The sequence below is a fragment of the candidate division WOR-3 bacterium genome, from assembly GCA_039803545.1.
In the GTDB taxonomy this organism is placed as follows: domain Bacteria; phylum Hydrothermota; class Hydrothermia; order UBA1063; family UBA1063; genus UBA1063.
In genome coordinates this window covers 317,532-341,834 of record JBDRYS010000002.1, presented here as the reverse complement: position 1 = coordinate 341,834, position 24,303 = coordinate 317,532, and the positions used below count along the sequence as shown (strand labels likewise).

General features: G+C 41.8%; 17 protein-coding genes and 1 CRISPR repeat array. Of the genes, 13 read left to right on the top strand and 4 right to left on the bottom strand.

Annotated elements, in window-relative coordinates:
• The first annotated feature begins 1 nt into the window (after position 1).
• From glp to moaA, 3 genes are read left to right on the top strand one after another with little or no spacing between them, the layout of a single operon-like run.
• A complete protein-coding gene (gene glp / locus ABIM45_06660) occupies positions 2 to 1,213 on the top strand; it encodes a gephyrin-like molybdotransferase Glp (GenBank protein MEO0239584.1) in 1,212 nt (403 codons plus the stop codon).
• Positions 1,210 to 3,114 (top strand): molybdopterin biosynthesis protein, encoded by a 1,905-nt coding sequence (locus ABIM45_06655; protein MEO0239583.1) that lies wholly within the window; start codon positions 1,210 to 1,212, stop codon positions 3,112 to 3,114. Before glp ends, ABIM45_06655 begins: the two co-directional genes overlap by 4 nt.
• The gene (gene moaA / locus ABIM45_06650) at positions 3,104 to 4,060 is read left to right on the top strand and encodes a GTP 3',8-cyclase MoaA (protein MEO0239582.1); all 957 of its coding nucleotides are present in this window, start codon (positions 3,104 to 3,106) and stop codon (positions 4,058 to 4,060) included. The genes ABIM45_06655 and moaA overlap by 11 nt, the downstream gene beginning before the upstream one ends.
• A 680-nt stretch (positions 4,061 to 4,740) precedes the next feature.
• Here the strand turns inward: moaA and ABIM45_06645 are convergent.
• From ABIM45_06645 to asnS, 3 genes are read right to left on the bottom strand one after another with little or no spacing between them, the layout of a single operon-like run.
• On the bottom strand, positions 4,741 to 5,223 hold the full coding sequence (locus tag ABIM45_06645; protein ID MEO0239581.1) for a hypothetical protein: 483 nt from the start codon (positions 5,221 to 5,223) through the stop codon (positions 4,741 to 4,743).
• Positions 5,171 to 6,088 carry a 2-amino-4-hydroxy-6-hydroxymethyldihydropteridine diphosphokinase gene (gene folK, locus ABIM45_06640; GenBank protein MEO0239580.1) on the bottom strand — a complete coding sequence of 306 codons (918 nt, stop codon included), beginning with the start codon at positions 6,086 to 6,088 and terminating at the stop codon, positions 5,171 to 5,173. Before folK ends, ABIM45_06645 begins: the two co-directional genes overlap by 53 nt.
• Entirely contained in the window at positions 6,085 to 7,392 is a 1,308-nt protein-coding gene (asnS, locus tag ABIM45_06635) for an asparagine--tRNA ligase (protein ID MEO0239579.1), read from the bottom strand. Before asnS ends, folK begins: the two co-directional genes overlap by 4 nt.
• Positions 7,393 to 7,487: 95 nt before the next feature.
• On the opposite strand from asnS, the gene ABIM45_06630 reads away from it, so the two are divergent.
• Together ABIM45_06630 and ABIM45_06625 are read left to right on the top strand one after the other, a co-directional pair.
• On the top strand, positions 7,488 to 8,114 hold the full coding sequence (locus ABIM45_06630) for a class I SAM-dependent methyltransferase (protein MEO0239578.1): 627 nt from the start codon (positions 7,488 to 7,490) through the stop codon (positions 8,112 to 8,114).
• 4 nt (positions 8,115 to 8,118) lie between these two features.
• On the top strand, positions 8,119 to 9,069 hold the full coding sequence (locus ABIM45_06625) for a hypothetical protein (GenBank protein ID MEO0239577.1): 951 nt from the start codon (positions 8,119 to 8,121) through the stop codon (positions 9,067 to 9,069).
• 3 nt (positions 9,070 to 9,072) lie between these two features.
• On the opposite strand, the gene ABIM45_06620 is transcribed toward ABIM45_06625, so the two are convergent.
• Positions 9,073 to 9,474, bottom strand: a complete 402-nt coding sequence (locus ABIM45_06620; protein ID MEO0239576.1) for a DUF488 domain-containing protein — start codon at positions 9,472 to 9,474, stop codon at positions 9,073 to 9,075.
• Between the two features lie 241 nt (positions 9,475 to 9,715).
• Here ABIM45_06620 and cas6 point away from each other — a divergent pair, with 241 nt between their 5' ends.
• The 8 genes from cas6 (at position 9,716) to ABIM45_06580 (ending at position 24,222) form a co-directional block, all read left to right on the top strand.
• The gene (cas6, locus tag ABIM45_06615) at positions 9,716 to 10,489 is read left to right on the top strand and encodes a CRISPR-associated endoribonuclease Cas6 (protein ID MEO0239575.1); all 774 of its coding nucleotides are present in this window, start codon (positions 9,716 to 9,718) and stop codon (positions 10,487 to 10,489) included.
• Between the two features lie 32 nt (positions 10,490 to 10,521).
• The gene (gene cas10 / locus ABIM45_06610; GenBank protein MEO0239574.1) at positions 10,522 to 13,122 is read left to right on the top strand and encodes a type III-A CRISPR-associated protein Cas10/Csm1; all 2,601 of its coding nucleotides are present in this window, start codon (positions 10,522 to 10,524) and stop codon (positions 13,120 to 13,122) included.
• Between the two features lie 16 nt (positions 13,123 to 13,138).
• Positions 13,139 to 13,600 (top strand): type III-A CRISPR-associated protein Csm2, encoded by a 462-nt coding sequence (gene csm2, locus ABIM45_06605; protein ID MEO0239573.1) that lies wholly within the window; start codon positions 13,139 to 13,141, stop codon positions 13,598 to 13,600.
• A gap of 1 nt (position 13,601) precedes the next feature.
• The gene (gene csm3 / locus ABIM45_06600; protein ID MEO0239572.1) at positions 13,602 to 14,438 is read left to right on the top strand and encodes a type III-A CRISPR-associated RAMP protein Csm3; all 837 of its coding nucleotides are present in this window, start codon (positions 13,602 to 13,604) and stop codon (positions 14,436 to 14,438) included.
• A gap of 21 nt (positions 14,439 to 14,459) precedes the next feature.
• A complete protein-coding gene (gene csm4, locus ABIM45_06595) occupies positions 14,460 to 15,422 on the top strand; it encodes a type III-A CRISPR-associated RAMP protein Csm4 (protein ID MEO0239571.1) in 963 nt (320 codons plus the stop codon).
• Positions 15,415 to 16,629: a type III-A CRISPR-associated RAMP protein Csm5 gene (csm5, locus tag ABIM45_06590; GenBank protein MEO0239570.1), complete on the top strand. Its 1,215-nt coding sequence runs from the start codon at positions 15,415 to 15,417 to the stop codon at positions 16,627 to 16,629. Before csm4 ends, csm5 begins: the two co-directional genes overlap by 8 nt.
• A gap of 20 nt (positions 16,630 to 16,649) precedes the next feature.
• The gene (locus tag ABIM45_06585) at positions 16,650 to 18,221 is read left to right on the top strand and encodes a TM1812 family CRISPR-associated protein (GenBank protein ID MEO0239569.1); all 1,572 of its coding nucleotides are present in this window, start codon (positions 16,650 to 16,652) and stop codon (positions 18,219 to 18,221) included.
• Between the two features lie 224 nt (positions 18,222 to 18,445).
• Positions 18,446 to 23,621: direct repeats of the CRISPR family, unit length 30 nt; unit sequence CTCCGTAGCCTACCTATAAGGAATGGAGAC.
• Between the two features lie 370 nt (positions 23,622 to 23,991).
• On the top strand, positions 23,992 to 24,222 hold the full coding sequence (locus ABIM45_06580; protein MEO0239568.1) for a hypothetical protein: 231 nt from the start codon (positions 23,992 to 23,994) through the stop codon (positions 24,220 to 24,222).
• Positions 24,223 to 24,303 lie beyond the last annotated feature (81 nt).

The following is a 24,303-nucleotide window of genomic DNA, read 5'->3' as shown; positions in this document are numbered from 1 at the left end:
CATGGAATTTCTGAGGCTCGCGAAAAGGGAAGAGATTTACAAAGAGTATTTTCCCCTTTTTAAATCTCTGAGGTCTGAGCAGGTTCCCCTTTTTGATGCACCTGGATATTTTGCGGCTGAGGATATTATTGCCCCTGAAGACGTTCCTTACTTTCCAAGGAGTACCGTTGACGGCTACGCGGTGAGGGCGCAGGATACGGTTGGTGCTTCTTCAGAAAATCCAGTTTTACTTAAAATTAAAGGTGAGGTGCCAATGGCCAGTAGGCCCGGGATTTCCCTTGAGCCCGGGACTGCTGTTAAAATCTGGACTGGTGGGTGGCTTCCAGAAGGTGCCGATGCGGTGGTGATGTTAGAGAATGCTTCCCTAACTGGAGAATTTGTGGAGATTTACAGGCCTGTGGCAGTGGGGGAAAATGTCCTTCAGGTGGGGGATGATGTAAGGGCAAGGGAGATTGTAGTTGAAAGGGGTAAAAAACTCAGGGCTCAGGAAATTGGCCTTTTGCAGACCCTTGGAATTCTTGAGGTTAAGGTGATTCGGAAACCGAGGGTCCTTTTGATACCAACAGGTAACGAACTGGTCGAACCCTGGCAGGAACCGAGGGACGGTAAAATCAGGGAGACCAATTCCATAACGGTCTCTTCCCTGATCAGGGAATATTGCGAAGTTGTAAAAAGGCACCCTATCATAAGGGACAATAGAAAGGAACTGTACGAGGCCTTGAGAAAGAATATGGCGGAGTTTGATTTGATTCTAATTTCTGGTGGAAGTTCCAAAGGTAGTGGGGACTTTGCAGTGGGTGCAATTGAGGAATTTGAGGGTTCGGAAATTCTTTACCACGGCGTTTACATAAGCCCGGGTAAGCCCACTATCTTTGCAAGGGTTAAAGAGAAACCCATCATGGGCCTTCCGGGTCATCCCGTTTCTTCCTTCGTTTCCACTTACCTCTTCGTAATACCCTTTTTAAAGTACCTCCAGGGAAGCAAAGATTTCTTTCCCAGGCCCTCTGGCTATCTGATTGCGGGGCAGGATATGCCGTCGAAGGCGGGACGAGAGGAGTGGATAAGGGTGAAAAGGGATGGCGATTTTCTCTATCCCCTTTTCTCTGAGTCTGGCATACTCTCCAGTTTGGTAAAGTCGGATGGCCTTGTGAGGATTCCAGAAAACTTAGAAGGGGTTCATAAGGGATCCCAGGTGGAGTTTTATCCATTATGAAAAAGTATTTTCTCGAAAGAACCGAGCCTGAGGATGCTAAGCGCATCATCTTTGAGACTTTAAAAAGATTGCTGACTCCAGATAGAATTGGCGTTGAGGTAGCTTCCATAGTTGATGCTTATGGACGAGTTCTAACTAAAAGCGTGAGGGCGAACCTTCCTGTTCCGAGAGAATACCTTTCCGCCATGGACGGGATTGCAACAAGGGCAGAATTAACCGCCGGTGCCTCACCTTCAAATCCCGTTGTGTTGAAAAAAGGCGATTATGTTCCCATCAATACGGGTAATGTGGTCCCGGAAGGGTTTGATTGTGTTGTCCGGAGAGAGGATTACTGGGAAGAGGGTTCTTCCATTGTCATCAGAACACCTCACCAGAGGTATCAGAATGTGAGAATTCCGGGGGAGGATGTATTGCCCTTTGACCTCATCCTTGAGAACTGGCGCATTGTTGACGGTAAAGCTATTGCTCTATGTGTCCAGTCGGGTATTGAAAAGGTGGAGGTCTTAAAACCTGTTAAAGCGGTTTTTATTCCCACGGGGAATGAACTTTTGCCCGCGGGTTCGGAATTTCAAAGGGGCAAGGTTTATGAAACCAACTCCTTTGTTTTTGCTGAAATTTTAAGAAAGATTGGTCTTGAGGTGGAAGTGCATTCCATTGTGCCCGACGAGCCTGAAAAATTGAGAGAAGTTTTCGAAGAGGCTTCCAAAAAATACCATATGGTTTTTGTGTGCGGTGGAACCTCGGCGGGAGAGTATGACTTTACCGCTCAAATCCTGAAGGAAAAAGGTGAGCTTCTCATCCACGGTCTCAATTTAAGACCCGGTAAACCCTTTGTTTTCGGTATTCTAAACAATACGCCTATCTTTGGAGTTCCCGGATACCCTGGTGCAGCCCTTTTCTCCTATGAGTATGTGGTTTTGCCCGTTTTAAAGGATTTCCTTGGGCACATCGAAGGTTCCGGTACCCTTTCCGCCAGGGCGGGGAGAAAGATCTCCGCCAGTGAGGGTGAAGACCACCTTTTTAATGTGGTTCTCTCAAAAGTGGGGAGTAATTATTATTTTTATCCAATTAAGCAAGGTTCTGGTCCCCTTTCCCCTTTCCTTCGCCGAAGCGGTTATGTTGTGGTGGAAAAAGGGCTTGAGGGCCTTGAGGAAGGCACTGAGAAGGAGGTCCATTTAGCTCTAAGGAAGGAATTGGTGGATAGGAGTATCCTTTTTGTGGGAAGCCATGATCTTTCCGTTGACATCTTAAAAGAAATTCTCTGGAGAGAGTGGAGGATACCTCTAAATGTGGTAAATGTGGGGAGTCTCGGTGGGATGAATGCAATTAAGAAGGGCTCAGCCCATTTCTCTGGAGTTCATCTTTTGAATGAAAAGGATGGAACCTACAATGTCAGTTTTGCTAAGAAACTCGGTCTCAGAAACTTCGTTTTATTACCCTTCTTAAAAAGGGAGCAGGGATTCTTGGTAAGAGGGGAATTGGAGAGAAAAATCAAGAGTTTTAAGGATATTAAGGAATTGGGCCTAACCTTTGTAACCCGGCAAAGGGGATCGGGAACGAGAATCTTGACCGATTATCTGCTCCATACAGAAGGTAAAACTCCCTCTGAAATAAAGGGTTATGGAAACGATGTTCTGAACCACTTAGAGGTTGGCTACTACGTCAAGATGGGGATTGCCGATGCAGGAGTTGCTATAAAGCCTATAGCGAAACTTTTAAACCTTTCCTTCATCCCCGTTGCCAAAGAGGAATATGACCTTCTTTTTACTAAGGATTTCCTGGAGGACGGGCGTTTCAAACTTCTTAGTGAGGCGATTCTAAGTGAAGAGTTTTCCCAAAAAATAGAGGAACTTGGTGGTTATACCCTTATTTACTCGGAGGTGCCAAAACTTGAAGGATAGATACGGTCGAGAGATCGAATACGTGAGAATTTCCATCACCGATAGGTGTAACCTCAAATGTTTTTACTGCACGAATTTCAAAAACTTCGTTCCCCTTAAGCATTCTGATATTCTCACCTACGAAGAAATTTTAAAACTTATCTCCCTGCTTACCGAATTTGGTATTAAAAAGGTGCGCATCACCGGTGGAGAACCTTTAGTTAGAAGGGGAGTGGGGGAGTTTCTTAGAGAAATTAAAAAGATCCCGGGTGTTGAAAGGCTCACTCTAACTACCAACGGGACCCTTTTAACAAGGTATATCGAAGATCTTAGAGAGGCAAAGGTTGATAGCGTGAATGTAAGCCTCGATAGCTTAAGGGAAGAGGCCTTTGCTAGAATAACGGGGCTTCTTAAGCTTCCAATGGTCGTCGAAGGCATAAAGGCATTAAAAGATGTGGGAATTCAGGTAAAGATGAACACCGTTTACACCCGTTTGAATATCGATGAAGTAGAGGAGCTTGTGAATTTCGCCTCTGATATGGATATCCCCTTGAGGTTTATTGAGCTTATGCCCTTTGGAAGCGATTGGGAAAAGTACTATGTGCCTGAGCTCGAACTTATGGAGAGATTAAAGAAATTGGGACCATTGGAGCAGGTGGAAAAGAGGCTTGGAGATGGCCCTGCAAGGTATGTAAAATTGAACCTTGGTGGTAAAGAACTTATCGTTGGCCTTATTGCGGCAATGTCTCATAAATTCTGCGACTTTTGCAACCGGATAAGGATTACCGCCGATGGCAAGCTCTTGCCCTGTATGGCCTCCAGTCTGAGTTACGATTTAAAGGCGATTTTGAGAAAGGGAGATGAAGAGACCCTTAAGGAGACAATAAGAAAGGCCATTTATAATAAGCCCTTAGGCCATAACTTATATAAAGGCGCCCCCAATGAAATGAGAAGGATGGGGGGATGAGTGGCTACGGTGGTTAAGGGGTCAAGGTAAGAGGGTTGTTGCAGAAAGTGTTAAAATAACCTTAAAAGCAAACGTCTTTTAAACTGTTAGTCTTTCCCTATTGGTGGGACTTTGAAGTTGGCACCGTGGGAAGCTCCAGAACTATTTGATTTCTTAAAATGGCAAGAGGTAAAAATTGCTTGTGGAAAACTGTAAAGGAGAAGGGCAAGCGAGGATGGAAAAGATTATCAGGAAAAGGCCTATAAACCTGTCGGAATTTGCAGATTCTATTCGGTAAAATCGTACGGTTTTACAGAAATTATTTGGTAAAAACCGACATGTTATCACAGGGTATTAGCATCGGTATATTGTCAAGGGATAAAGTCTAAATCTTTGCGTTTTTGATTTTGCTTTCAAAAAGTTTAATTAACAAAACGCATGTCTAATTCAGGACATTGGGCTTATTTTAGGCCCTGATTACAAAATAGGCGAAGAGTTGCACCTAATTGCCGATGAAAATTACAGTTAGAACAACCGTAGCCCTCTTACATATAAGGTGTTAAGAGCTATACAGTGATTTTCAACGCCGAGGTTTGCAAAATTTAATTGAATTGAAAAGGTAAACTGACAATTTTAAGAGGGCTTTTTAAAAAATTTTGCCTCCTTGAGTTTCCTATGAAGAGCTTGTCTTTCAGTGATTTTTACTTGATCCTCATTTTCAGTGTTTCATCCATTTCGAGGGCTTCGCCCCATGCGGTTTTGATAATCGCCTTGATTTTTAAGGTGTAGATTCCCTTTCTTTCCCTTATGGCCTTTTTGACCTTTTCAGATTGCGCCTCTTCAGGGACGGGGATGAACTTTTGTAGATTTCGGGTACTCTTTGCCCGCACCTTCGTTATTCCGCTTATATAGTCACCTTCGGAAACCTTTTCATCATTAATGTAAAATTCGTAGGTCATTTTCTCTATCTCAATATCCTGGGGACCTTTATTGATAACGGAAAGCTGATAGAGAAAGTCGATCTTTTTGAGTTCGATGTTGGCCAGTTCACAGGATATGGGCCTTATAGAAACTTTTATTAAGGTCCTCTTCGTTGCCTTTGGTGCACAGGCCAAACCCAAAACCAAAAGACTAAAGAAGAGCGCCTTCAAGGCGTAGTAGGTACTTCTTCCATTCCTCTCCACCGCCAAAACCTCCTATTTTGTTTCCACTTTTTAGTACCCTGTGACAGGGAATGATTATGGGAAATGGGTTCTTGGCCATGGCATTGCCAATAGCCCTTGCCCCACCCTTAACTCCCACCCTTTCTGCCAGTTCCCCATAAGTTATGGTTTTTCCGTAGGTGATTTTTTCTCTTAAAAAATTATATACTTTTTTTTGAAAGGGTGTTAGCCTCTCAAGGTCTAACGGGAACTCTGAAAAATCTTCCCTTTCACCCCTAAAATAACGGTTTAGGGCCTCTTTCAGTTTTAAAAGGAGGGGATTAGCCTCCCTTCTGCCCTTCAGTTCCTTAAAGGATGTTTCGTAAATTTTTTCGCCGAGGGCCGAAAGGTAAAAATTCCCTGGGGGTGCTGTGACGAAGTCCACATATGGGATTGTAGGAAGCTCTTTTAAAAGTTCTTCAATGGTTTTTCTTAAAACAGGATGGATCATTGTAGGTGCAATTTCCTTTAAAGGTTTTAGGACAAATTCTCGATATGGCGTTTCAGGGTGGGGAATTTTAAGGTGTGGAGTGTCTATTACAAGGTCGTCGTAAAAGATTATGTCGATGTCGATGATCCTCTCTCTCCATCTTCCATTATCTTCACGGCCCATGTCCTTTTCAATCTCTTTGATCCTATGAAGGAGAGTTTCCGGTTTCAGATGCGTCTCTAAAAGGAGGGCGGCGTTTAAAAAGTCGGGCTGATCAAAATAGCCATAAGGCTTAGTCTCGTAAAATTGGGATACTTTAAGAACCTTGCCGAGACTCGATAACTCTTTTATTGCCCTTTCTAAGTTTTTCCACCGATCCCCCAAGTTGGAACCGAGGGATAAGTAAGCGATACTCATGGATAGATCTTTTCCAACATCCTGGGGAAGGGGATCGTTTCGCGAACGTGTCTCAATCCGCAGATCCAGGCTACTGTCCTCTCAAGGCCCAATCCATAACCACCGTGGGGAACGCTTCCGTACCTTCTCAGGTCTAAATACCACTCAAAGGCTTCCTGTGGCAGGTTGAACTCTTTAATCCTTTGAATCAGGGTTTGGAGATCATCTTCCCTCTGAGAGCCACCAACAATTTCACCGTAGCCTTCCGGTGCGAGGATATCCATTGCCAAAGCCAATTCAGGGTTTTCAGGATCCCGTTTCATATAGAAGGCCTTTATCTTGGCCGGATACCTGTGTACGATAACGGGTTTGTCAAACTCTTCAGAAATGGCAGTTTCCTCGTCCCCACCAAAATCGTCTCCCCACTTTATATTAAATCCCTTCTTCTGCAAGAGTTCGATGGCCTCAGTATAGCTAATTCTCGGGAAAGGCTTTTTAATCCTTTCAAGCTTGGAAATATCCCTTTCCAGTATCTTTAGTTCTTCTTGTCTTGTTTCCAATACCCTTTCAACGATGTAAACAATTAATCCCTCGGCGTTTTCCATAACATCGGGGAGCTCTGCATAGGCGATCTCGGGTTCCACCATCCAGAACTCCATAAGGTGTCTTCTGGTTTTGGATTTTTCTGCCCTGAAGGTTGGACCGAAGCAGTAGGTTTTACCATGGGCCATGCAGGCCGCTTCCTGGTAGAGCTGACCCGACTGGGAAAGGTAAGCCTTTTCACCGAAATAGTCGGTTTCAAATAAGGTTGTGGTGCCCTCGCAGGCGGCAGGTGTAAGGATGGGTGAGTCTATCCTTATGAATCCGAGGTTATCGAAGTAGTCGTGAATTGCCTTTTCTATCGTGTGCCTTATTCTCATTATGGCCCACTGCCTTCTCGTTCTGAGCCAGAGGTGCCTTAAGGGGAGCAGAACGCCGGGATCGGGTATGTTATCCTCTCTAACCTTTGGAATGGGGAAATTTTCAGACTTTCCAACAATTTCAATATAATTGAGGTCCAGTTCCACTCCGCCTGGTGCCCTTTCATCTTCCCTTACCTTTCCGCGGACGATGGCTGAGGTCTCAAGGGTAAGTTCATCAAAGAGATCAAAATATTTATCATCGATCTGCCCTTTAACCATTACGCACTGGAGAAATCCACTACCGTCTCTCACTATGACAAATCTAACCTTACCCGAGGAACGTTTGTTGTATATCCATCCCCGGATCTCCGCTTCTTCGCCGATATGCTTTTTTAAGTCACTAATATATGTGAACTTTCCCATGCTTAAATTTTACAATGGCTTGGGCGTTTGTTCAATGGAAGGAAAATGTATTTTTGCGATTGAAAAATCCGAGGATTCTACAGCATAATTTTTTCATGAAATTAGAAGCCTTTGAACTTTTTGCCGAGGATTATGACCGGTGGTACGATAAAAATCCCCATCTCTTTCAATCGGAATTGAAGGCCTTGAAAAAGGTTATTCCCGATGGAGTTGGACTTGAAGTGGGAGTTGGGACGGGTAGATTTGCCAAGGAGTTGGGGGTTGAATTCGGTGTTGACCCTGCCATAAACATGTTGCGGTTTGCAAAGGAAAGGGGGATAAAAGTAGTAGCGGGAGTAGGCGAGCAACTTCCTTTCGTTAATGATGTTTTTGATTTTGTTATCAATGTGATAACCATATGTTTTGTAAAAGACCCCAAGGCGGTGCTCTCGGAGTCCAAGAGGGTTTTAAAAAGGGGCGGAAGGTTGATCATCGGCTTTATCGATAAAAACTCTTTTCTTGGAAAGATTTACGAAGAAAAGAAGAAGATGGGACACAAATTTTATAAATATGCAAATTTTTTCGCAGCGGAGGAAATTGTTGAATTGATGAAAGAGGAGGATTTCTCCAATTTTGAAATCTATCAGACCATCTTTAGCCTAGAGAGCAGCCGAAGGGTGGAGGAGCCCAAGGAAGGCTTTGGCGAAGGCGCCTTTGTAGTAATTTCGGGGGTTAAGGAATGAAAATATGAGGAGAATTTTCGCTTTTCTCTTTTTGATTGGACTACTTTTTGCCAGGCAAAGGACAGTAATGGTGGAAGTTTTTGCCTCAACCACCTGTCAATATTGTGCCAGCGCGGTGAGGGGCGTTGAGGAACTCAAAAATTATCACAGTGACACCGTTTCGGTCCTTGTTTATTATCCTGGGGCTACGGACCCCTTCCGCGTGCCAGAATCTTACCAGAGAGCCCTTTACTATGCCATTTACGGAGTTCCCGTGGCGGTTTTGGATGGGGTAAAAAGGGTTGAGGGCGGTTCAAACCCCGGAACTTCAATGTATTTGGTTTATAAAGATACTTTTGATGTAAGAAAGGTTGTGGACCAACCCGTTGATTTCGAGGTCTCAGGAACCTATGATCCAAACTCAAGAAGGGGGGAATTAATTGTTACAATTCAAAATCCTTCTGGCGATACCCTCTCTGGTTACCTCAGGACCGCTGAGGTCCTCATGGATTCCAGTTATCAGTGGCAGGATATGGACCATCTATTCTACTTTGTGCGTAAAATGTTTCCCGATGCCAAAGGGATTTTTGTTAAAGTACCTTCCTATGATGCTATTAGCTTAATCATTGAATTTTCGGTTGGTAGCGAGGATTCTGAGGACAAAGTTGCCTTTATCCTTTTCCTTCAGGATGACGGGACCAAGGAAGTCCTTGGCTCAAGACCCGAAGTAAAGCTTACTTCACTGAATTGGTCAGGCATCAGAGAAGCGGCAGAGGATAAAGTAAAGGTTATAAGTGGTAGAAAAGGCGTAAGATTTTTTGTAGGTTTAGAATCTTCAAATCTAAAGGTTTTTGATGCTCAGGGCAGGAAAGTTTTTGAAATAGGGAAACTCAAAGGTGAGCTGTTTTTGACTCTTGGTCCTGGAGTTTATTTTTACCGTTTAGGAGGCAAATCGGGGAAATTTGTAGTTTATTAAAATTTAGAGGTGAATCACCTTAAAGCCTATCTCCTCCAGCCTCTTCGCAATGAACCTCCTGTGACAACGGAAAACCAGCCTCTCTGCACACATAATGGCTGTTAGTCTTTCCTCGGCAATCTTAACCAGCTCCTCAATTCCTTCATTAAACTCTTTAGTCTTAGTGTAATTTTCATAGCCGCCCTTCCTGAAACCACCCAGCTTATCACCCAAATAGTAATAGCCAATTCCAGCAAGTTTTAAACCATTTTCCAGATTTTCCCTGTTAAAATGTTCAAATTTACTCTTCGGGAATCGTCTCACATCAACAACAACCTCCACCCCTGCCCCTTTCAAAATCTCAATAAACTCCCCCATCCCCCTATTACTATGCCCAACGGTAAAAATCCTTTTCACATTTGGCATGGTGGGAAGATTATAAGAGAAGAAGGATAAAAAGTTGAAATTTTTTAAGCTTTTACCACTCTTTAAAATAGCAGTTTTTTAATTCTAAGTTTGCAAACCTTTCGTCTGAACGAATTGCACTTAGAAACACTCCGATTGCAACTTTTAAGACTCTTGCAAAAGGCTTATTATTTCAAGGAAAGCAATATCAGGGAACGCCGAATTTTTGCACTTGGTTTTCAAAAGGTGTATAATTTTTTTAATGCGGGTGTTATTTGAGTTTACACCGCGAGTTTCTCCCTTTGTGATTCCCATTCATTACAACTCCGTTATCCAGAGTTTCATTTATTCCAATTTAGAGCAAAACCTTTCTTCGTGGCTTCACGATCACGGATTCGCCTTTGGGAAAAGGACTTTTAAAATGTTTACTTTTTCACGATTGTTCGGATACTCCAAAATTAGAGCACACCATCTTGTTTTTTATGGTCCCGTTAGATTTTATTTTAGCACTCCTTATGATGAACTGCTTGAAAACTTTATAAAAATGTTGTTGAAAAAAGAGGAAATTGAACTTAATGACCAGGATGTATTTCTGACCAGAGCGGAAATTTTGCCTATTAAACCTCCCCAATCACCTATTCTAATTAAGATGTTGTCTCCAATCGTTGTCTATTCCACTTTTGTTAAAGATGGTAAGAAGAAGACCTATTACTATAACCCTCAGGAAGCCGATTTTGAAAAGCTTGTGCTCGATAATTTGAAAAAGAAAGTAATGGCTTTTTATGGGGAAGGAAAATACCCCGAGCTCGATGGTGCATATATCAGGCCCTACCGTGTTGATGAGAAAAATATGGCGATTGTTAAATATAAGGGGTTTGTAATAAAGGGCTGGATGGGGCTTTTTAAATTAAACCTTCCTGAGCCCTATTTGTCCCTGGCTTACGACGCTGGGCTGGGGGCAAAAAATTCCCAGGGGTTCGGAATGTGGGAGGTGTATAAAGAGGCAATGTCAGAAAGGAGGGGAATAACTCGTTAATAAAAAATAGTTAAAGCAAAAAGGAGAAAAGGATGGGGGAAAATACAATAAATCTTGATAATGAGAGGGTAAGGATTGCCTTGGGTGCTTTACTTCACGATATTGGCAAAGTTGTGCAGAGGGCAAGCGAAAACCCAAGGGAGAAAACCCATCAGGAGTTCGGCCATGATTATCTAATTGAAGTCTGTGAGAAAGAAGGCCTCAAAGAATTGGGTAAGGAACTTGCCTCCTTTGCAATGTATCACCACTTTACAAAGGGCGGAGAAAGGGATGCTCTCGATGTTAGAAGCCGCTATGAAAAGGATTTAAAGCTCGTAGCAATAGCGGACAACTATTCAGCAGGCGAGCGAGAGTACGATAAAGAGGAAGAATTTAAGTACGAAATGTACACACCGTTAAAGTCGATTTTCTCTACCCTTGAAGGCTCTAATGCTAATTACTTCTTCCCGCTAAAAAGGTTGAGTGAGGGACCTGTTTTTCCTGAAAAAGTGCTTACGAATTCTAAAGAGGACTATCAGCGCTTATTGAATAGTTTTACTGAAGCCCTAAGAAAAGCTCTCAAAAAGGGCCATCCAAAGGCGCAAAATCTTCCCAATGTGGTGCTGAATTTAATGGAGGAGTTCTTTTCCTTTGTTCCTTCTCATACAATAGTCAAAGAGGAAGTTTCTACAGATATTTCATTGTACGACCATTCCAAAACCACCTGTGCTATTGCCCTGGCTTTATACAACTACCTCATTGAAACCACTGGAAAATCAAAAATTGTTGATGTTGATGATGATAAAATCTTAGATTCGAAGGATAACCGTTTTGCCCTTCTCATTGTAGACATTTCAGGGATTCAGTCTTTCATCTACACCGTCGGCGCAAGGGGTTCTTTAAAGATGCTTCGGGCCCGATCTTTCTTCATTGAAATGCTTCTTAACTTTATCGCCAAAAAGATCCTAAAAGAACTTGATCTTTTCGATTCCAATATCATCTTTCTCGGTGGTGGAAACTTAACGATTCTTTTCCAAAATACCGAGGGAGCAAAGAGAAAAGTTGAAAAACTCCTAAAAGAGATTAATGAAAAGTTGTGGAATGAGCATAGGGGTAGGTTGTGGCTAAATTACGCCTTTGAGGAATTTAGTGGTGAAGTTCTCCTTCGCCGTGAAAAGCACAGTATTTCGGAGCTTATAACCCGCCTTCATGAAAAATTAAACGAGAAGAAATTACAAAAGTTCTCTACCCTTGATCCGAAGAAAGTTTTTAATCCTGATGAAACTTCGAGCTTGAAAAAATGTGAAGAAGATGAAGAAGCTGGGCATCTCGGCTCGCAAGATGAGGAACCTTCAGGTCTGTACGAGTGCGAAGTTTGTGGTGAAGAAATTAGCAGAGATGAGTTTGAAAAAACAAGAAGATGTAAGGTATGTAACGCCCTAACGGACCTTGGCAAATATGTTCACAGGGTAAAGTACATTGCCTATAATCCAAAAACCTATGTTAAGCCTGACCTTGAATTTCCATTAGTTTGTGGTGAAAAGCTCTATCTAATTGACAGTCCGGTGGAGTCTGAATTTCTTTGGGTTGTAAATCCTGGAGCCAACGATCTCCTTGACGGTACACCACTTTACTGTGGTAACTATCCGGGCATTTCAAGGATATTTAAGAAAGAAGAGGAGCTTTCCGAGAACGAAGAGTCTCAGAATACGAGTAAAGAAGAAGTGCCAGAAGAGCAAGCTGATCTTGAGTTTAATTACATAGGCAGTGAACTTATAGCCGCTTTAAAAATGGATGTGGATTACCTCGGCTATCTCTTTGCACGAGGCATTCGGGAAGAACTTGTATCTCTTTCTCGGTTGAGTAACCTATCGAGGTTTTTGAATCTCTTTTTCAAACACTATATCAATCGAATTGCCAGTGGCTCGATTAATGTTAACCAATTTTCAATAGTTCATCCAGAGAGAAACTACCCAAGGGAATTGGTGGTGGTTTACGCAGGGGGTGATGATCTTTTTGCCGTTGGTGCCTGGCACGATGTACTGGAGTTTAGCTTCGATGTGAGGACTATATTTGAGAAGTTCGTTGGGAAAGAAATTCCCGTTACCCTTTCCGCAGGGATTTCAATTAATCATGTGAAGTTCCCTGTTCAAGTTCTGGCTGAGAATGCGGATGAGGAGGAGAAAAGGTCCAAGTCAATTACCAATAAGAATTCCCTCACTATTTGGGGGAGAACGATGAAATGGAGTGAATGGAGGGAAATCGCTGAGGACTTTGTGAAAAAACTCGTTGAAGATTTTTATTTTGTGCCCGAGCTCGAACTTAAAGAAGTAACAATTGATGGTAAAACAGTAAAAATTACTTCCGTAAAGGAAAACCTCGAGGCAAGTTTAACTCCTAAGAAGATTGAGGGGAGAGAACTTCCGAGAAGATTTATTTACAAGTTGATGGAAATTTCCACTTTGGCTGAAAAATTAGATAAAGAGGGGAGATTCAGTTTAAAACCCTATAGCGCTCTTGCCTATCTTTTTGGTCGGAGCGAAAAAATTTTAAAGGATAAGGATTATCTTTTACAGCTCCTTAATGTTCAAAAAAGAGATTTTCTTGTTAAAATCAAACCAGCCCTTATGTGGCTGGATTATTTGATTAGGTAAAAAGGAGGTGTGTGTGATGAATCAAGGACCTCAAAAAACGCAGGAAGGGGAGGCGAAAGCCTTGCTAAAAAAAATGGTGGAAAATAGCGGCCAGTTAAAGGAACTCTATAATAATGCGGAAACCCTAAAAGATTTGCTTAAGCGCATTGATAAATTTGCAGAGGAACTAAAAGGATCGGGTGTGAAAACTACGCAGATTAGGAAATTCTACGATAAGTTGAGAAGTCTTGAACTGAAATTAGAAAAAAGTAAGCTAAGTAGTCAAAAGAAAGAGGAACTTAATGAGCAAGTAAGAATAGGGGTATTGTCTTTAAAACCACTTTTGGCCTATGCTGTAGGAAGAAATGACAAGTTAAAAGGTTTGGTCGAAGTTTTGAATGTGGCGATCGACAAAGTGAGAGATTATGACGACTTTAAAAAGTTTGTTGAATTTTTTCAAACAATAGTTGCATACCATAAATATCATGGAGGGGACTAACATGAAGGATAAGGAAAAAAAGTTATATGGGAAGGTCGTAATTAAAGGGGTTTTGAGGGCTGAAACAGGTCTTCATGTCGGTGGAGCAAAGGAATCGGTGGAGATTGGCAAGCTCGATGCACCGGTGATAAGACACCCAATTACCTATGAGCCTTATATTCCTGGAAGTTCGCTAAAAGGAAAGTTAAGGAGTTTATTTGAGTTATCAAAATATACAGAATCTAAAGGTAATTTCAAAATAGAGAACAGAGGAAAAGAGGAAAGGCCTCAGTATATTCATGTTTGCGATAGCTGGGAAAATGCGAGAAATTGTGAGGTATGCCGGATTTTTGGTACTTCCGGTGAAAAATGGAATTTCAATGGCAGGCTTAGGTTCAGGGACTTACATTTAACTGCAAAGTTTTCTGGTGAGAATCTTGTGGAGACAGAAATTAAAACCGAGAATGCTATTTGTAGGGTAACTTCTCAAGCAAATCCACGCACCATAGAAAGGGTTCCTTCGGGTACGGAGTTCGAGTTTGAAGTGATTTACAATGTTGAAGATCCTAATGAAATTTTAGTTGACCTAAAGAACCTCTTTTCTGCCTTTAAACTCCTTGAGGATGATTATCTGGGCGGTGGTGGTTCAAGGGGGCACGGCAAGGTTAAGTTTTTCTTCAGTGAAATTGTATTAAAGCCTTTAGCATATTACTTCAAGGGAGAAAAACCAGAGTGGATCTTGCAAAAAGTTTGGGATTCAAATAGGACCGCTGAGGAGAACCAGCTTGAGCCGCTGGATAGGGTTTATGAGATGGTTAAAGGCGCAGAAAGCAAATTTGTGAATACTTTCAAGGTGTAACCTTCTAATGGGAGGTCGCATGTGATAAATTTAAAAATTTTCAAGCTGAAGTTTAAATCGCCACTCCATGTAGGGGCTGACTCAACCTTAAGAGAAAAGGTTGAGGTTATAATACATTCCGATACCCTTTACTCCGCCCTCTATGACCTTTCAATAAGGGTTGGTTCGCGGATTAGAGAGGCTATTTTGGAAAGGAAAATTTTGTTAAGTTCGGCCTTTCCCTATTATGAAGACGAAAACGAAAGGATTTACTTTCTGCCAAGACCCATTTACAATGTGAAGGGAGCTCAGGGAAAAAGCAAAGAGGATTTTGAACTCTCTAAAAAGTTCAAAAAATTAGATTTTATCCCCAGCGACTGGCTGAATTCCATAGACAATTTGCAGAAAAACATTGGAAATGGTTTCTCGAAATATTCGGATCTTTTAAAAGAAATTTATGCCGTCGACATATTACCAAAAGTATTTGTGGATAGGTTCACATCCGCTTCCACTTTTTATCGAATGGGACAGGTATTTTTCTACAAAGGTGGACTTTATTTTATCGTTAAATTTTTATCTGAGGGATTAGAGGGTGAGTTTCGAGGTCTCTTAAAACTCCTGGGGGAAGAGGGTATCGGTGGGAAGAGAAGCACAGGTAGTGGCACCTTTGAGTTTGAAGAAGATGCGCTTACCTTTGAAATGCCGGAATCACCCAATTTTTATCTTCTTCTTTCCCTTTCTATTCCCGTAGAAGGAGAGATGGACGGAATTCTTAAAAACTCCTATTATGAACTTATATTAAGAAGAGGCTGGTTCCTAACAGACGAGGGATATTCTCGAAGGAGAAAGTCCGTTTGGATGCTTAAGGAGGGATCAATCTTACATAAGGATATAAAAGGATGTGCGGTCGACGTTACACCGGAAGCCCTTTATGGCTTGTCAGATAGTAAAATTTATAAATTTGCTTATGCTTTTACTTTACCAGTGAGGTTGAATCATGAGTAAGTTAGAAGTGAAACGTTATAAATTAAAGCTTTTGTCTCCTCTGCACATAGGGCAGGAAGATATACCCTTTAACCTGCTTGTGAAGCTGGATGGCGAAGAAAAAATTTATGTCCTTGATCCATTGAGACTCTCCGAGGGCCTTTTGAGGATTAGTGGTAATAATGAGAGTCTTGTAAAAGAAGCCACTAATTATATAATCGGTGAATTTAGTAAAAATTCCAATGCAGACATTGATGCTATCTTAAAAAGGATTGTTAGGGGAGACGAGGAAAAGTTAAAACAGTTAATTAAGTATTCATCGGCCTATAGTCTTAACTTCAGAGGTTCAAAGAAAATTGGTGAAGAGGTCAGGAGTTTCATAAGAGACACTTACTATCGCCCCTATATTCCTGGTAGTTCCATAAAAGGGGCAATAAGAACCGCTTTTATTTATAAAATCTTTAAGGAAGTTAGAAACAGATCCCCGGAATTCTATAGGAAAATAATCGAGAGGATAAGAAATAGCTTAAAAGAGTATGAAATAAGCAGACGACAGGGCAAAAGGAAGAAAGTTAGTTCCTATCTCGATTGGTTTGAGCGTGATCTGGTTCGAATTTTTAACCTACACTTAGGACAACTTCCGGTAAATTCAGAGCAGGCTGCCCATAGGGATATTTTCAGGATTTTTAGAGTCTTTGACACAGATCCGATAAATAAAGATGAACTCTATTTAGAGCAAGTTAAGGTTTTCAACAAGGGTAAAGAACTGAATTTTAAAATATTTATTGAAGCAATGCCCGAAGACACCGCGTTGGAATTCACCATAACCTACGATTGGGGATTGTTAGATAAGTTTGTTAATTCAAATAGGGAACCTTTTAATGGTTACATTGATTTTGTTAAAGGGCTTTTCAAGGACCCAATTAGGGTAACTGAAGAATTTACTAAGGATCTTCTGAGCCGTGAGAATAGTGTAAAAGATAAAGTATTTCCATCTAAGCAGGAAGTTTACTATTTCAAAGAACCTCCTAATCTCCATATCGGTTATGGCGGTGGTTATCTGGCAATGACAGTAGGATTGCTATTTGAAGATAATGAAGATAATCTCAAAGGTGAGATTCTCAATTTTGCTACGAGGAGCATCAAGAGGGTTGGTGTAATTCCCTCCAGCCGAAGGTTGACAAGTAACGGCAGACCTTTAGGTTGGTGCAAATGGGAGGAAATATAGAGGAGGGGGTTCACAAATATATGAAAGAGTTAAAAGTCCTTATAGGGATTGTAGGGGATTACTATCGTTATAAAGAGGCAATTTATAAATTTGATGGATTACCTGATTTCAAAACCCCCCACACCCTTTTAGCCCTGGACCATTTTCTCAAGCCCGATATAACCCTTTCCCTTTTACCAGAATCCCTTGCAGCACCTTTTATCGAGGAGTTGGAATTAGGAATTGTTGGTCCAGAGATTACTTATTCTACCTACGAGAAAAGTATTTTAGAAGGTTTCGAAAAGTGGCGAAAAGGTATAGTAAATTATTCCCAATCGGATTTCAGATCCATTCTTTTGCCTTATTCGGGTGTCTTCAAGATCATCACAAGTTCAGTGGGTAAATCAGGAGCTGTGGGAGTGGATCAGCAACACAATAAACGGACCGATGACGGAATATGGACGATACGAATCAATGGGAATTTTGCAGACTTTAAATACATGGCTCTCTACGAACTAACAAAGGTTTTCCTCGAGAAGATTGACGAATTAGAAAGTGAAGCAAAAATTAGGGTATTTTACGATGTTACCACGGGGCTTAATAGTTTAAACCTCTACGTTTACTGGGCTTTGCAAAATTTGCTAAGTATTTTATCGGCTTTCTACGAATGCGAGTTAGTTCTTTACAATGGAATTCCTGAAAAAGTTGATGAGGAGTACATATTTTTCGAAATAGAAAAGGTTGTGCATTTCAATCCGCGTTTTTCGATAAAAGATGAAAACGAGTTTATTCCTATTAAAGTGCGAAGCAAAGAAGATGCAGAGTTTTCTAAGAGAATAAGTATAGAAATCGGAAAAAACGAAGACTTAAGAGAACTTTTCAATAGTTCTTTGTATTCTCTTTCTGCCTTTTATAACGGTTTTATTTTGGCCCTTTTAACCTTTTTGGCTGACAGTGACCAGCTCCTTAAAAAACTTAATATTTCCGTGAATTTGTACCGAGAAGGTTACCAATTCTTTCTCAATGGTAAAACTCTTGAAATAAAAAAGAGAGCTTATTTCACGGAGAGTTTTGTAGTTTATGTTCTCACAGCTTTGTTGTCGAGGATCTTGCCTTTGTATACTGCGAAAAAATTTAAGGAGTTTAATATCAAAGAGGTTCCTGAATGTGGTGTGGTTTTAAATTATTTGGAAAATCTCTATGAAACGATGTATAAGACCAATCCAGTTTTACATACATTAGCTTTGTCAGAAATCGACAAGATTAAGCGTTACGCAGAAGCGAAACTGAGCGCAAAAGAAGGCTCAGATATCGCTACCTGCAATCACCAGTTGTGCGAATCCTTATCGGATGAGCCATGGATCTTGTATGAAGAACACTCTGAGGAAAAGGCTTATAGCACCGCCTTGGAAAAGTACCAAAGTGCGAAAAAACAAGGGAAACCAACTATTAGAAAAATCGATAGAAGGAACTTTTTCGCTCATGCCGGTCTTTGCTATGGTTCAATTTGTATAAAAAGAGAGGGAGAGGGCTTAAGAATTAAGTATGTGAATGATGAGAGTGTCATTCATGACATTAAGGAAAATTTAAAGGAAGGGATTTTGCAAAAATAGGTCGAAAATAAGAATGGGAGAAATTCAAAATGCGCAAATTTTTGCTTATTAAAAATTTTGTCGTCGATCTTGTTTTGGAGAAAACCCCCGGGGGATCGACGACAAGCCTCGATGTAGAAAAAAGCTTTATTTTAACGGGAAAATCATAAAGGCAACAATTATAAATTTAAGTTTCTTTGTAAACATTGTTGTTCTGGTTTGGGCTTAAAAAGGGCAAGTTAGCTCTCCGTAGCCTACCTATAAGGAATGGAGACCGTAACTAAGAACATCACTACCGGCATATAGTGCTACTACGTCTCCGTAGCCTACCTATAAGGAATGGAGACCCATTATCTAATTCTTTTTCAGCATACCATACAACTTCATCCGACTCCGTAGCCTACCTATAAGGAATGGAGACGAAGTGGGAGTCTCCTGCGGAGGTTATGATGAAGGAGAAGCCTCCGTAGCCTACCTATAAGGAATGGAGACTAGACTATAGACTCTCCTCTTTCGATGAAGAAACCGTCGCTCCGTAGCCTACCTATAAGGAATGGAGACTCCTAGCAATAAGAAGATAGTCGATTCTCCTTTTTCGATGGAGCTCCGTAGCCTACCTATAAGGAATGGAGACGGGAAGTTGAGGATAATATTGAAGTTAATCAATCCACTCCCTCCGTAGCCTACCTATAAGGAATGGAGACCACATAATTAGTCTTTTCCGCAATGTAGATTTTTGGGGATATCCTCCGTAGCCTACCTATAAGGAATGGAGACACTACGGAAAGTACCCGTACAAAATATTTCCTTTAATCCTCCGTAGCCTACCTATAAGGAATGGAGACACCGTAGATGTAGTTTACATCATCAAGACTTTCGTTCTCCGTAGCCTACCTATAAGGAATGGAGACCCCATTACACACCCGACGCATTTTAACGTGAAAATCGTGCTCCGTAGCCTACCTATAAGGAATGGAGACGGTTGCCTGACTACATCCATACCTGTGTTAATGACTCCCTCTCTCCGTAGCCTACCTATAAGGAATGGAGACCCAATCTTTACAACCTTTTGCCTTGCCAAACATCCTTCACTCTCCGTAGCCTACCTATAAGGAATGGAGACTCACCACTATGTCTTGACATTCTCTCCTTCCTCGACCACCTCCGTAGCCTACCTATAAGGAATGGAGACGTTGTCCCTCCTTTTTACTAAAATCCCATCTTTTCAAGTCTCCGTAGCCTACCTATAAGGAATGGAGACTCACTGGTGTTGTATAATGTTACCACGTAGTCGTCGTCTCCGTAGCCTACCTATAAGGAATGGAGACCGGGTGTGTAATGGGTGCGGTGTGTGGGGGTGTCTGGTTTCTCCGTAGCCTACCTATAAGGAATGGAGACTGTGCAATGCTATACAACTCATTCAAAATCTGGGACAACTTCTCCTCCGTAGCCTACCTATAAGGAATGGAGACGATCCACCCATCAGGTTCATGCACCTTAAAGATTCTTATTCTCTCCGTAGCCTACCTATAAGGAATGGAGACCATCAAGCACCCTTTCCAATACTTCGCTATTCGAATCACTTCTCCGTAGCCTACCTATAAGGAATGGAGACATTGTAACTGCCTACATTGATATGAAAAATGGGAGAATCTGCCTCCGTAGCCTACCTATAAGGAATGGAGACTGTGCACCCCCTTGTTTTGTAGTGTTATAATTATAATGCCTCCGTAGCCTACCTATAAGGAATGGAGACACTATAATGTGTTTTACGTTCGTGCTGGTTCTTCGTCTCCGTAGCCTACCTATAAGGAATGGAGACAAATAGAGAGGAGGAAGGGTTGTATCTCTATAAGTTGTTTCTCCGTAGCCTACCTATAAGGAATGGAGACTTATGGACTCCCCTACTTTTATGTAGGGGATTCCATTCTCCCTCTCCGTAGCCTACCTATAAGGAATGGAGACTACTAATGTTCTTGTTCTATTTATGTTGAATTTCATTCTCCGTAGCCTACCTATAAGGAATGGAGACTTTATTTCTTTTATCATTTTACACCTCCTGTTTAAAGACTCCGTAGCCTACCTATAAGGAATGGAGACCCATTCTCTGTCCTGTTTACCCCTAGTGTTTTGAAGTATTCCTCCGTAGCCTACCTATAAGGAATGGAGACCTTTAATTGTTCTACACATGTAGTCTCTGAGTCGGTGACTCCGTAGCCTACCTATAAGGAATGGAGACCCGTAAAGTCCCTGATGACATCGAAATCTACGTTATACTCCGTAGCCTACCTATAAGGAATGGAGACCCTATGCGGCTCATGTAAAATGAACCGCATCTCTCCCACTCTCCGTAGCCTACCTATAAGGAATGGAGACCTTCGATTGCTTTATGCATGATTGATAACTATATATGATAACTCCGTAGCCTACCTATAAGGAATGGAGACGGAAGGCGTAGTATCTCCCGAAGGATGATTGTGAACCCTCCGTAGCCTACCTATAAGGAATGGAGACACACCCTCACCCTGTCAAGCGCAACGCAGAATGAGAATAGCTCCGTAGCCTACCTATAAGGAATGGAGACATAAGTCACTACATCACTTGTATTGTATAGATACACTTCTCCGTAGCCTACCTATAAGGAATGGAGACTATACTCTATCATTTTTACCTCCTTGTTTTTTTGAACTCTCCGTAGCCTACCTATAAGGAATGGAGACATTCAGACCACTCCTCGTGTGCGTATTTCACATACCGCACTCCGTAGCCTACCTATAAGGAATGGAGACTCTTTCGCTTCTTTACGCCCCCTTCCCCTCCCTACTCCGTAGCCTACCTATAAGGAATGGAGACTTTTTTACTTCTTGGATCATATGCACCTCCTTCTCTTCGTCTCCGTAGCCTACCTATAAGGAATGGAGACAAACGTGGTTCTTTACAAAAAGGTAAAACAAAAAACAGGGCTCCGTAGCCTACCTATAAGGAATGGAGACACTTCCTCGAGCATATCGCACCCCCTTATTTTTAAGGTTCTCCGTAGCCTACCTATAAGGAATGGAGACAATACCTTACTTATATGCTCCCATCCGTAATCTTCTCTCCGTAGCCTACCTATAAGGAATGGAGACCAAAGCGTGCAATTACGGCATCATCAAGTCGCTCCGCTCCGTAGCCTACCTATAAGGAATGGAGACGATGTTGAAACCGTTAAAGAACCACCTGACCCTTACTATCCCTCCGTAGCCTACCTATAAGGAATGGAGACAATTTAGCTATGGTGGTCGATACACAGTATGCTATACTCCGTAGCCTACCTATAAGGAATGGAGACGCCCCGCCATTCTTTTACTTTTATGCTTTTTATTACTTCTCCGTAGCCTACCTATAAGGAATGGAGACTTTCAGCTTCCTGTTGATTATAATCCAGTATCTTTTTAGCTCCGTAGCCTACCTATAAGGAATGGAGACATATAACAAAACCCACTTGACAAACCCAGCGGTAGGCTGGTCTCCTCCGTAGCCTACCTATAAGGAATGGAGACTCCATTGTCCGCCTCCTTTTTTGTTATGGTAAAATTATCTCCGTAGCCTACCTATAAGGAATGGAGACCTTTTTCAGTTTCTATGACTCTTGCGTCTCTAACAGGCTCCGTAGCCTACCTATAAGGAATGGAGACCCCAATAGAAGGTCTAAAGCTTTCTCATCTTCCTCTTTTTCTCCGTAGCCTACCTATAAGGAATGGAGACCACCCCGTGGTCAGGCTCGTGAATTTCCACATACCCGCAGTCACTCCGTAGCCTACCTATAAGGAATGGAGACAATTTCTTTCCTCTGCAACTTTGTCAAGCTGTTCAATAATCTCCGTAGCCTACCTATAAGGAATGGAGACGTTTTAACTTTTGGGACTATATCAACCAGATTACCTTCTCCACTCCGTAGCCTACCTATAAGGAATGGAGACACCATGTATCTTGAAGATTCGTATTCTTTCCTCCACCACCTCCGTAGCCTACCTATAAGGAATGGAGACTTGTAGAAGCGTGTTCTTGTGACTTGACAAGTCGGTGTCTCCGTAGCCTACCTATAAGGAATGGAGACTTATACTCTATCATTTTGCACCTCCTTTGTTTGAAGTATTAAACTCCGTAGCCTACCTATAAGGAATGGAGACGTCTAAACTAATCGGATACTCATAACTTGTGGAGGGTGTCTCCGTAGCCTACCTATAAGGAATGGAGACTCTTACACCCCCTTGTGCAATGGAAACCTTAACACTTCTCCGTAGCCTACCTATAAGGAATGGAGACCTCTCCACTCCCAACATTTGTTTATATTCTATCATTTTGCCTCCGTAGCCTACCTATAAGGAATGGAGACACTTCAACGGATAAAAGATGTCCTTCAATAAACATAGCTCCGTAGCCTACCTATAAGGAATGGAGACTCTAGCCGCCCATAAGTCACTACATCACTTGTATTGTATAGATCTCCGTAGCCTACCTATAAGGAATGGAGACCCACCACAATGGGGAATCCGGGGCAAGTAACTATCAAATCTCTCCGTAGCCTACCTATAAGGAATGGAGACGTTTTTGTATCAGTGTTTTTGCTCTTTCTATGTTGAATCTCCGTAGCCTACCTATAAGGAATGGAGACAAAACGGATTAAACGGATTAAAGACGGATAAACTGGCTCCGTAGCCTACCTATAAGGAATGGAGACGTTTAAACATAGGGAATTGCTTGTCGATGTATTTAGGTTAGGGCTCCGTAGCCTACCTATAAGGAATGGAGACCCTACGCCATAATTGCGCAGGAAGCTTTTCACTGGCTCCGTAGCCTACCTATAAGGAATGGAGACCAAATTTATCGTCACCAATATTAAGTTTCACAATTCTGCTCCGTAGCCTACCTATAAGGAATGGAGACCTTCTGCAATCTCTTCTATGATCGAGGTCTTACCGATCCCTGTCTCCGTAGCCTACCTATAAGGAATGGAGACCGACGCCCCGTTGAGAAGAACGGGGATCTGGAGTGGCTCCGTAGCCTACCTATAAGGAATGGAGACTCGAAGATTAAGGACATGGCTGCATTGAGAGTCTAGAAGCGTCCGTAGCCTACCTATAAGGAATGGAGACTTTTTCTATGAGTGTTCTCATTTTGTTTATGTTAAATTTTGTCCGTAGCCTACCTACTAAGGAATGGAGACAATTCACTATCATACTCATGTCCTTCATCAGGAATGTAGGGTCCGTAGCCTACCTATAAGGAATGGAGACCTGTCTCTTACGAGATAAACATTGTTCAACATTCCCTCTGGTCCGTAGCCTACCTATAAGGAATGGAGACATTGTCACCCCTCTGAGTCTAAGAGGTGCAGGAACCACCACCGTCCGTAGCCTACCTATAAGGAATGGAGTCTGGAGTAAGATTATTTGGAAAGCCTGTATCTATAGCCGGTACATCGTCAAACGATGAATTTAAAGAGTTTGTATCATTAATGTTTTACGACTTAGGATTAAAATGAAACCAATGGCGAAACCGAGCCAGAGACGAGAAAATGCCATCCGAAGGTGTGCAGGATGGCAAAAACAAACAAGAGGGTAAACATTGGCGACATTTAGAAAGTTGCAATGATACTCTTGTCAATTGTATTGATACTTGTTGACGTAATTGTACTTGAACTTTCAAGAGTCTATGACCAGTTAAGGAGTATAATGAAACACTTGACAATTCAAACCATTAATTAATATAACTATAATGCTTCAAAAAAATAAAAGGAGGTGTAACCATGGGGATCAGGTACATATATGACAAGCATGGTAACCTAAAAGCAGTGGTAGATGAGGACGACTACACTGCAACAGTAGTAGACGTCCACAAAGGTGTGGTGGGTAATGTCATAAAGGGAAAAGGTGGGCTCAGAGCGACGGCCTACTCATTTAAAAAAGGTATAGTTGGATACGCTGACAGAGATGATGACGCCATTGGACTTCTTCTTAATGATGACGACGACGATTGAAAACGAAAATGATTATTTACGACTACAAACGAAAGGAAAGAAAAACAAGCTCCAAGAGTGAACCAATGAAATACAAAATGG

Excerpts from the sequence above, each read along its gene's own strand:
- glp (MEO0239584.1), top strand. The coding sequence starts at position 2 with ATGGAATTTCTGAGGCTCGCGAAAAGGGAAGAGATTTACAAAGAGTAT.
- ABIM45_06655 (MEO0239583.1), top strand. The coding sequence starts at position 1,210 with ATGAAAAAGTATTTTCTCGAAAGAACCGAGCCTGAGGATGCTAAGCGC.
- folK (MEO0239580.1), bottom strand. The coding sequence starts at position 6,088 with ATGAGTATCGCTTACTTATCCCTCGGTTCCAACTTGGGGGATCGGTGG.
- asnS (MEO0239579.1), bottom strand. The coding sequence starts at position 7,392 with ATGGGAAAGTTCACATATATTAGTGACTTAAAAAAGCATATCGGCGAA.
- ABIM45_06630 (MEO0239578.1), top strand. The coding sequence starts at position 7,488 with ATGAAATTAGAAGCCTTTGAACTTTTTGCCGAGGATTATGACCGGTGG.
- ABIM45_06625 (MEO0239577.1), top strand. The coding sequence starts at position 8,119 with ATGAGGAGAATTTTCGCTTTTCTCTTTTTGATTGGACTACTTTTTGCC.
- ABIM45_06620 (MEO0239576.1), bottom strand. The coding sequence starts at position 9,474 with ATGCCAAATGTGAAAAGGATTTTTACCGTTGGGCATAGTAATAGGGGG.
- cas6 (MEO0239575.1), top strand. The coding sequence starts at position 9,716 with ATGCGGGTGTTATTTGAGTTTACACCGCGAGTTTCTCCCTTTGTGATT.
- cas10 (MEO0239574.1), top strand. The coding sequence starts at position 10,522 with ATGGGGGAAAATACAATAAATCTTGATAATGAGAGGGTAAGGATTGCC.
- csm2 (MEO0239573.1), top strand. The coding sequence starts at position 13,139 with ATGAATCAAGGACCTCAAAAAACGCAGGAAGGGGAGGCGAAAGCCTTG.
- csm3 (MEO0239572.1), top strand. The coding sequence starts at position 13,602 with ATGAAGGATAAGGAAAAAAAGTTATATGGGAAGGTCGTAATTAAAGGG.
- csm5 (MEO0239570.1), top strand. The coding sequence starts at position 15,415 with ATGAGTAAGTTAGAAGTGAAACGTTATAAATTAAAGCTTTTGTCTCCT.
- ABIM45_06585 (MEO0239569.1), top strand. The coding sequence starts at position 16,650 with ATGAAAGAGTTAAAAGTCCTTATAGGGATTGTAGGGGATTACTATCGT.
- ABIM45_06580 (MEO0239568.1), top strand. The coding sequence starts at position 23,992 with ATGGGGATCAGGTACATATATGACAAGCATGGTAACCTAAAAGCAGTG.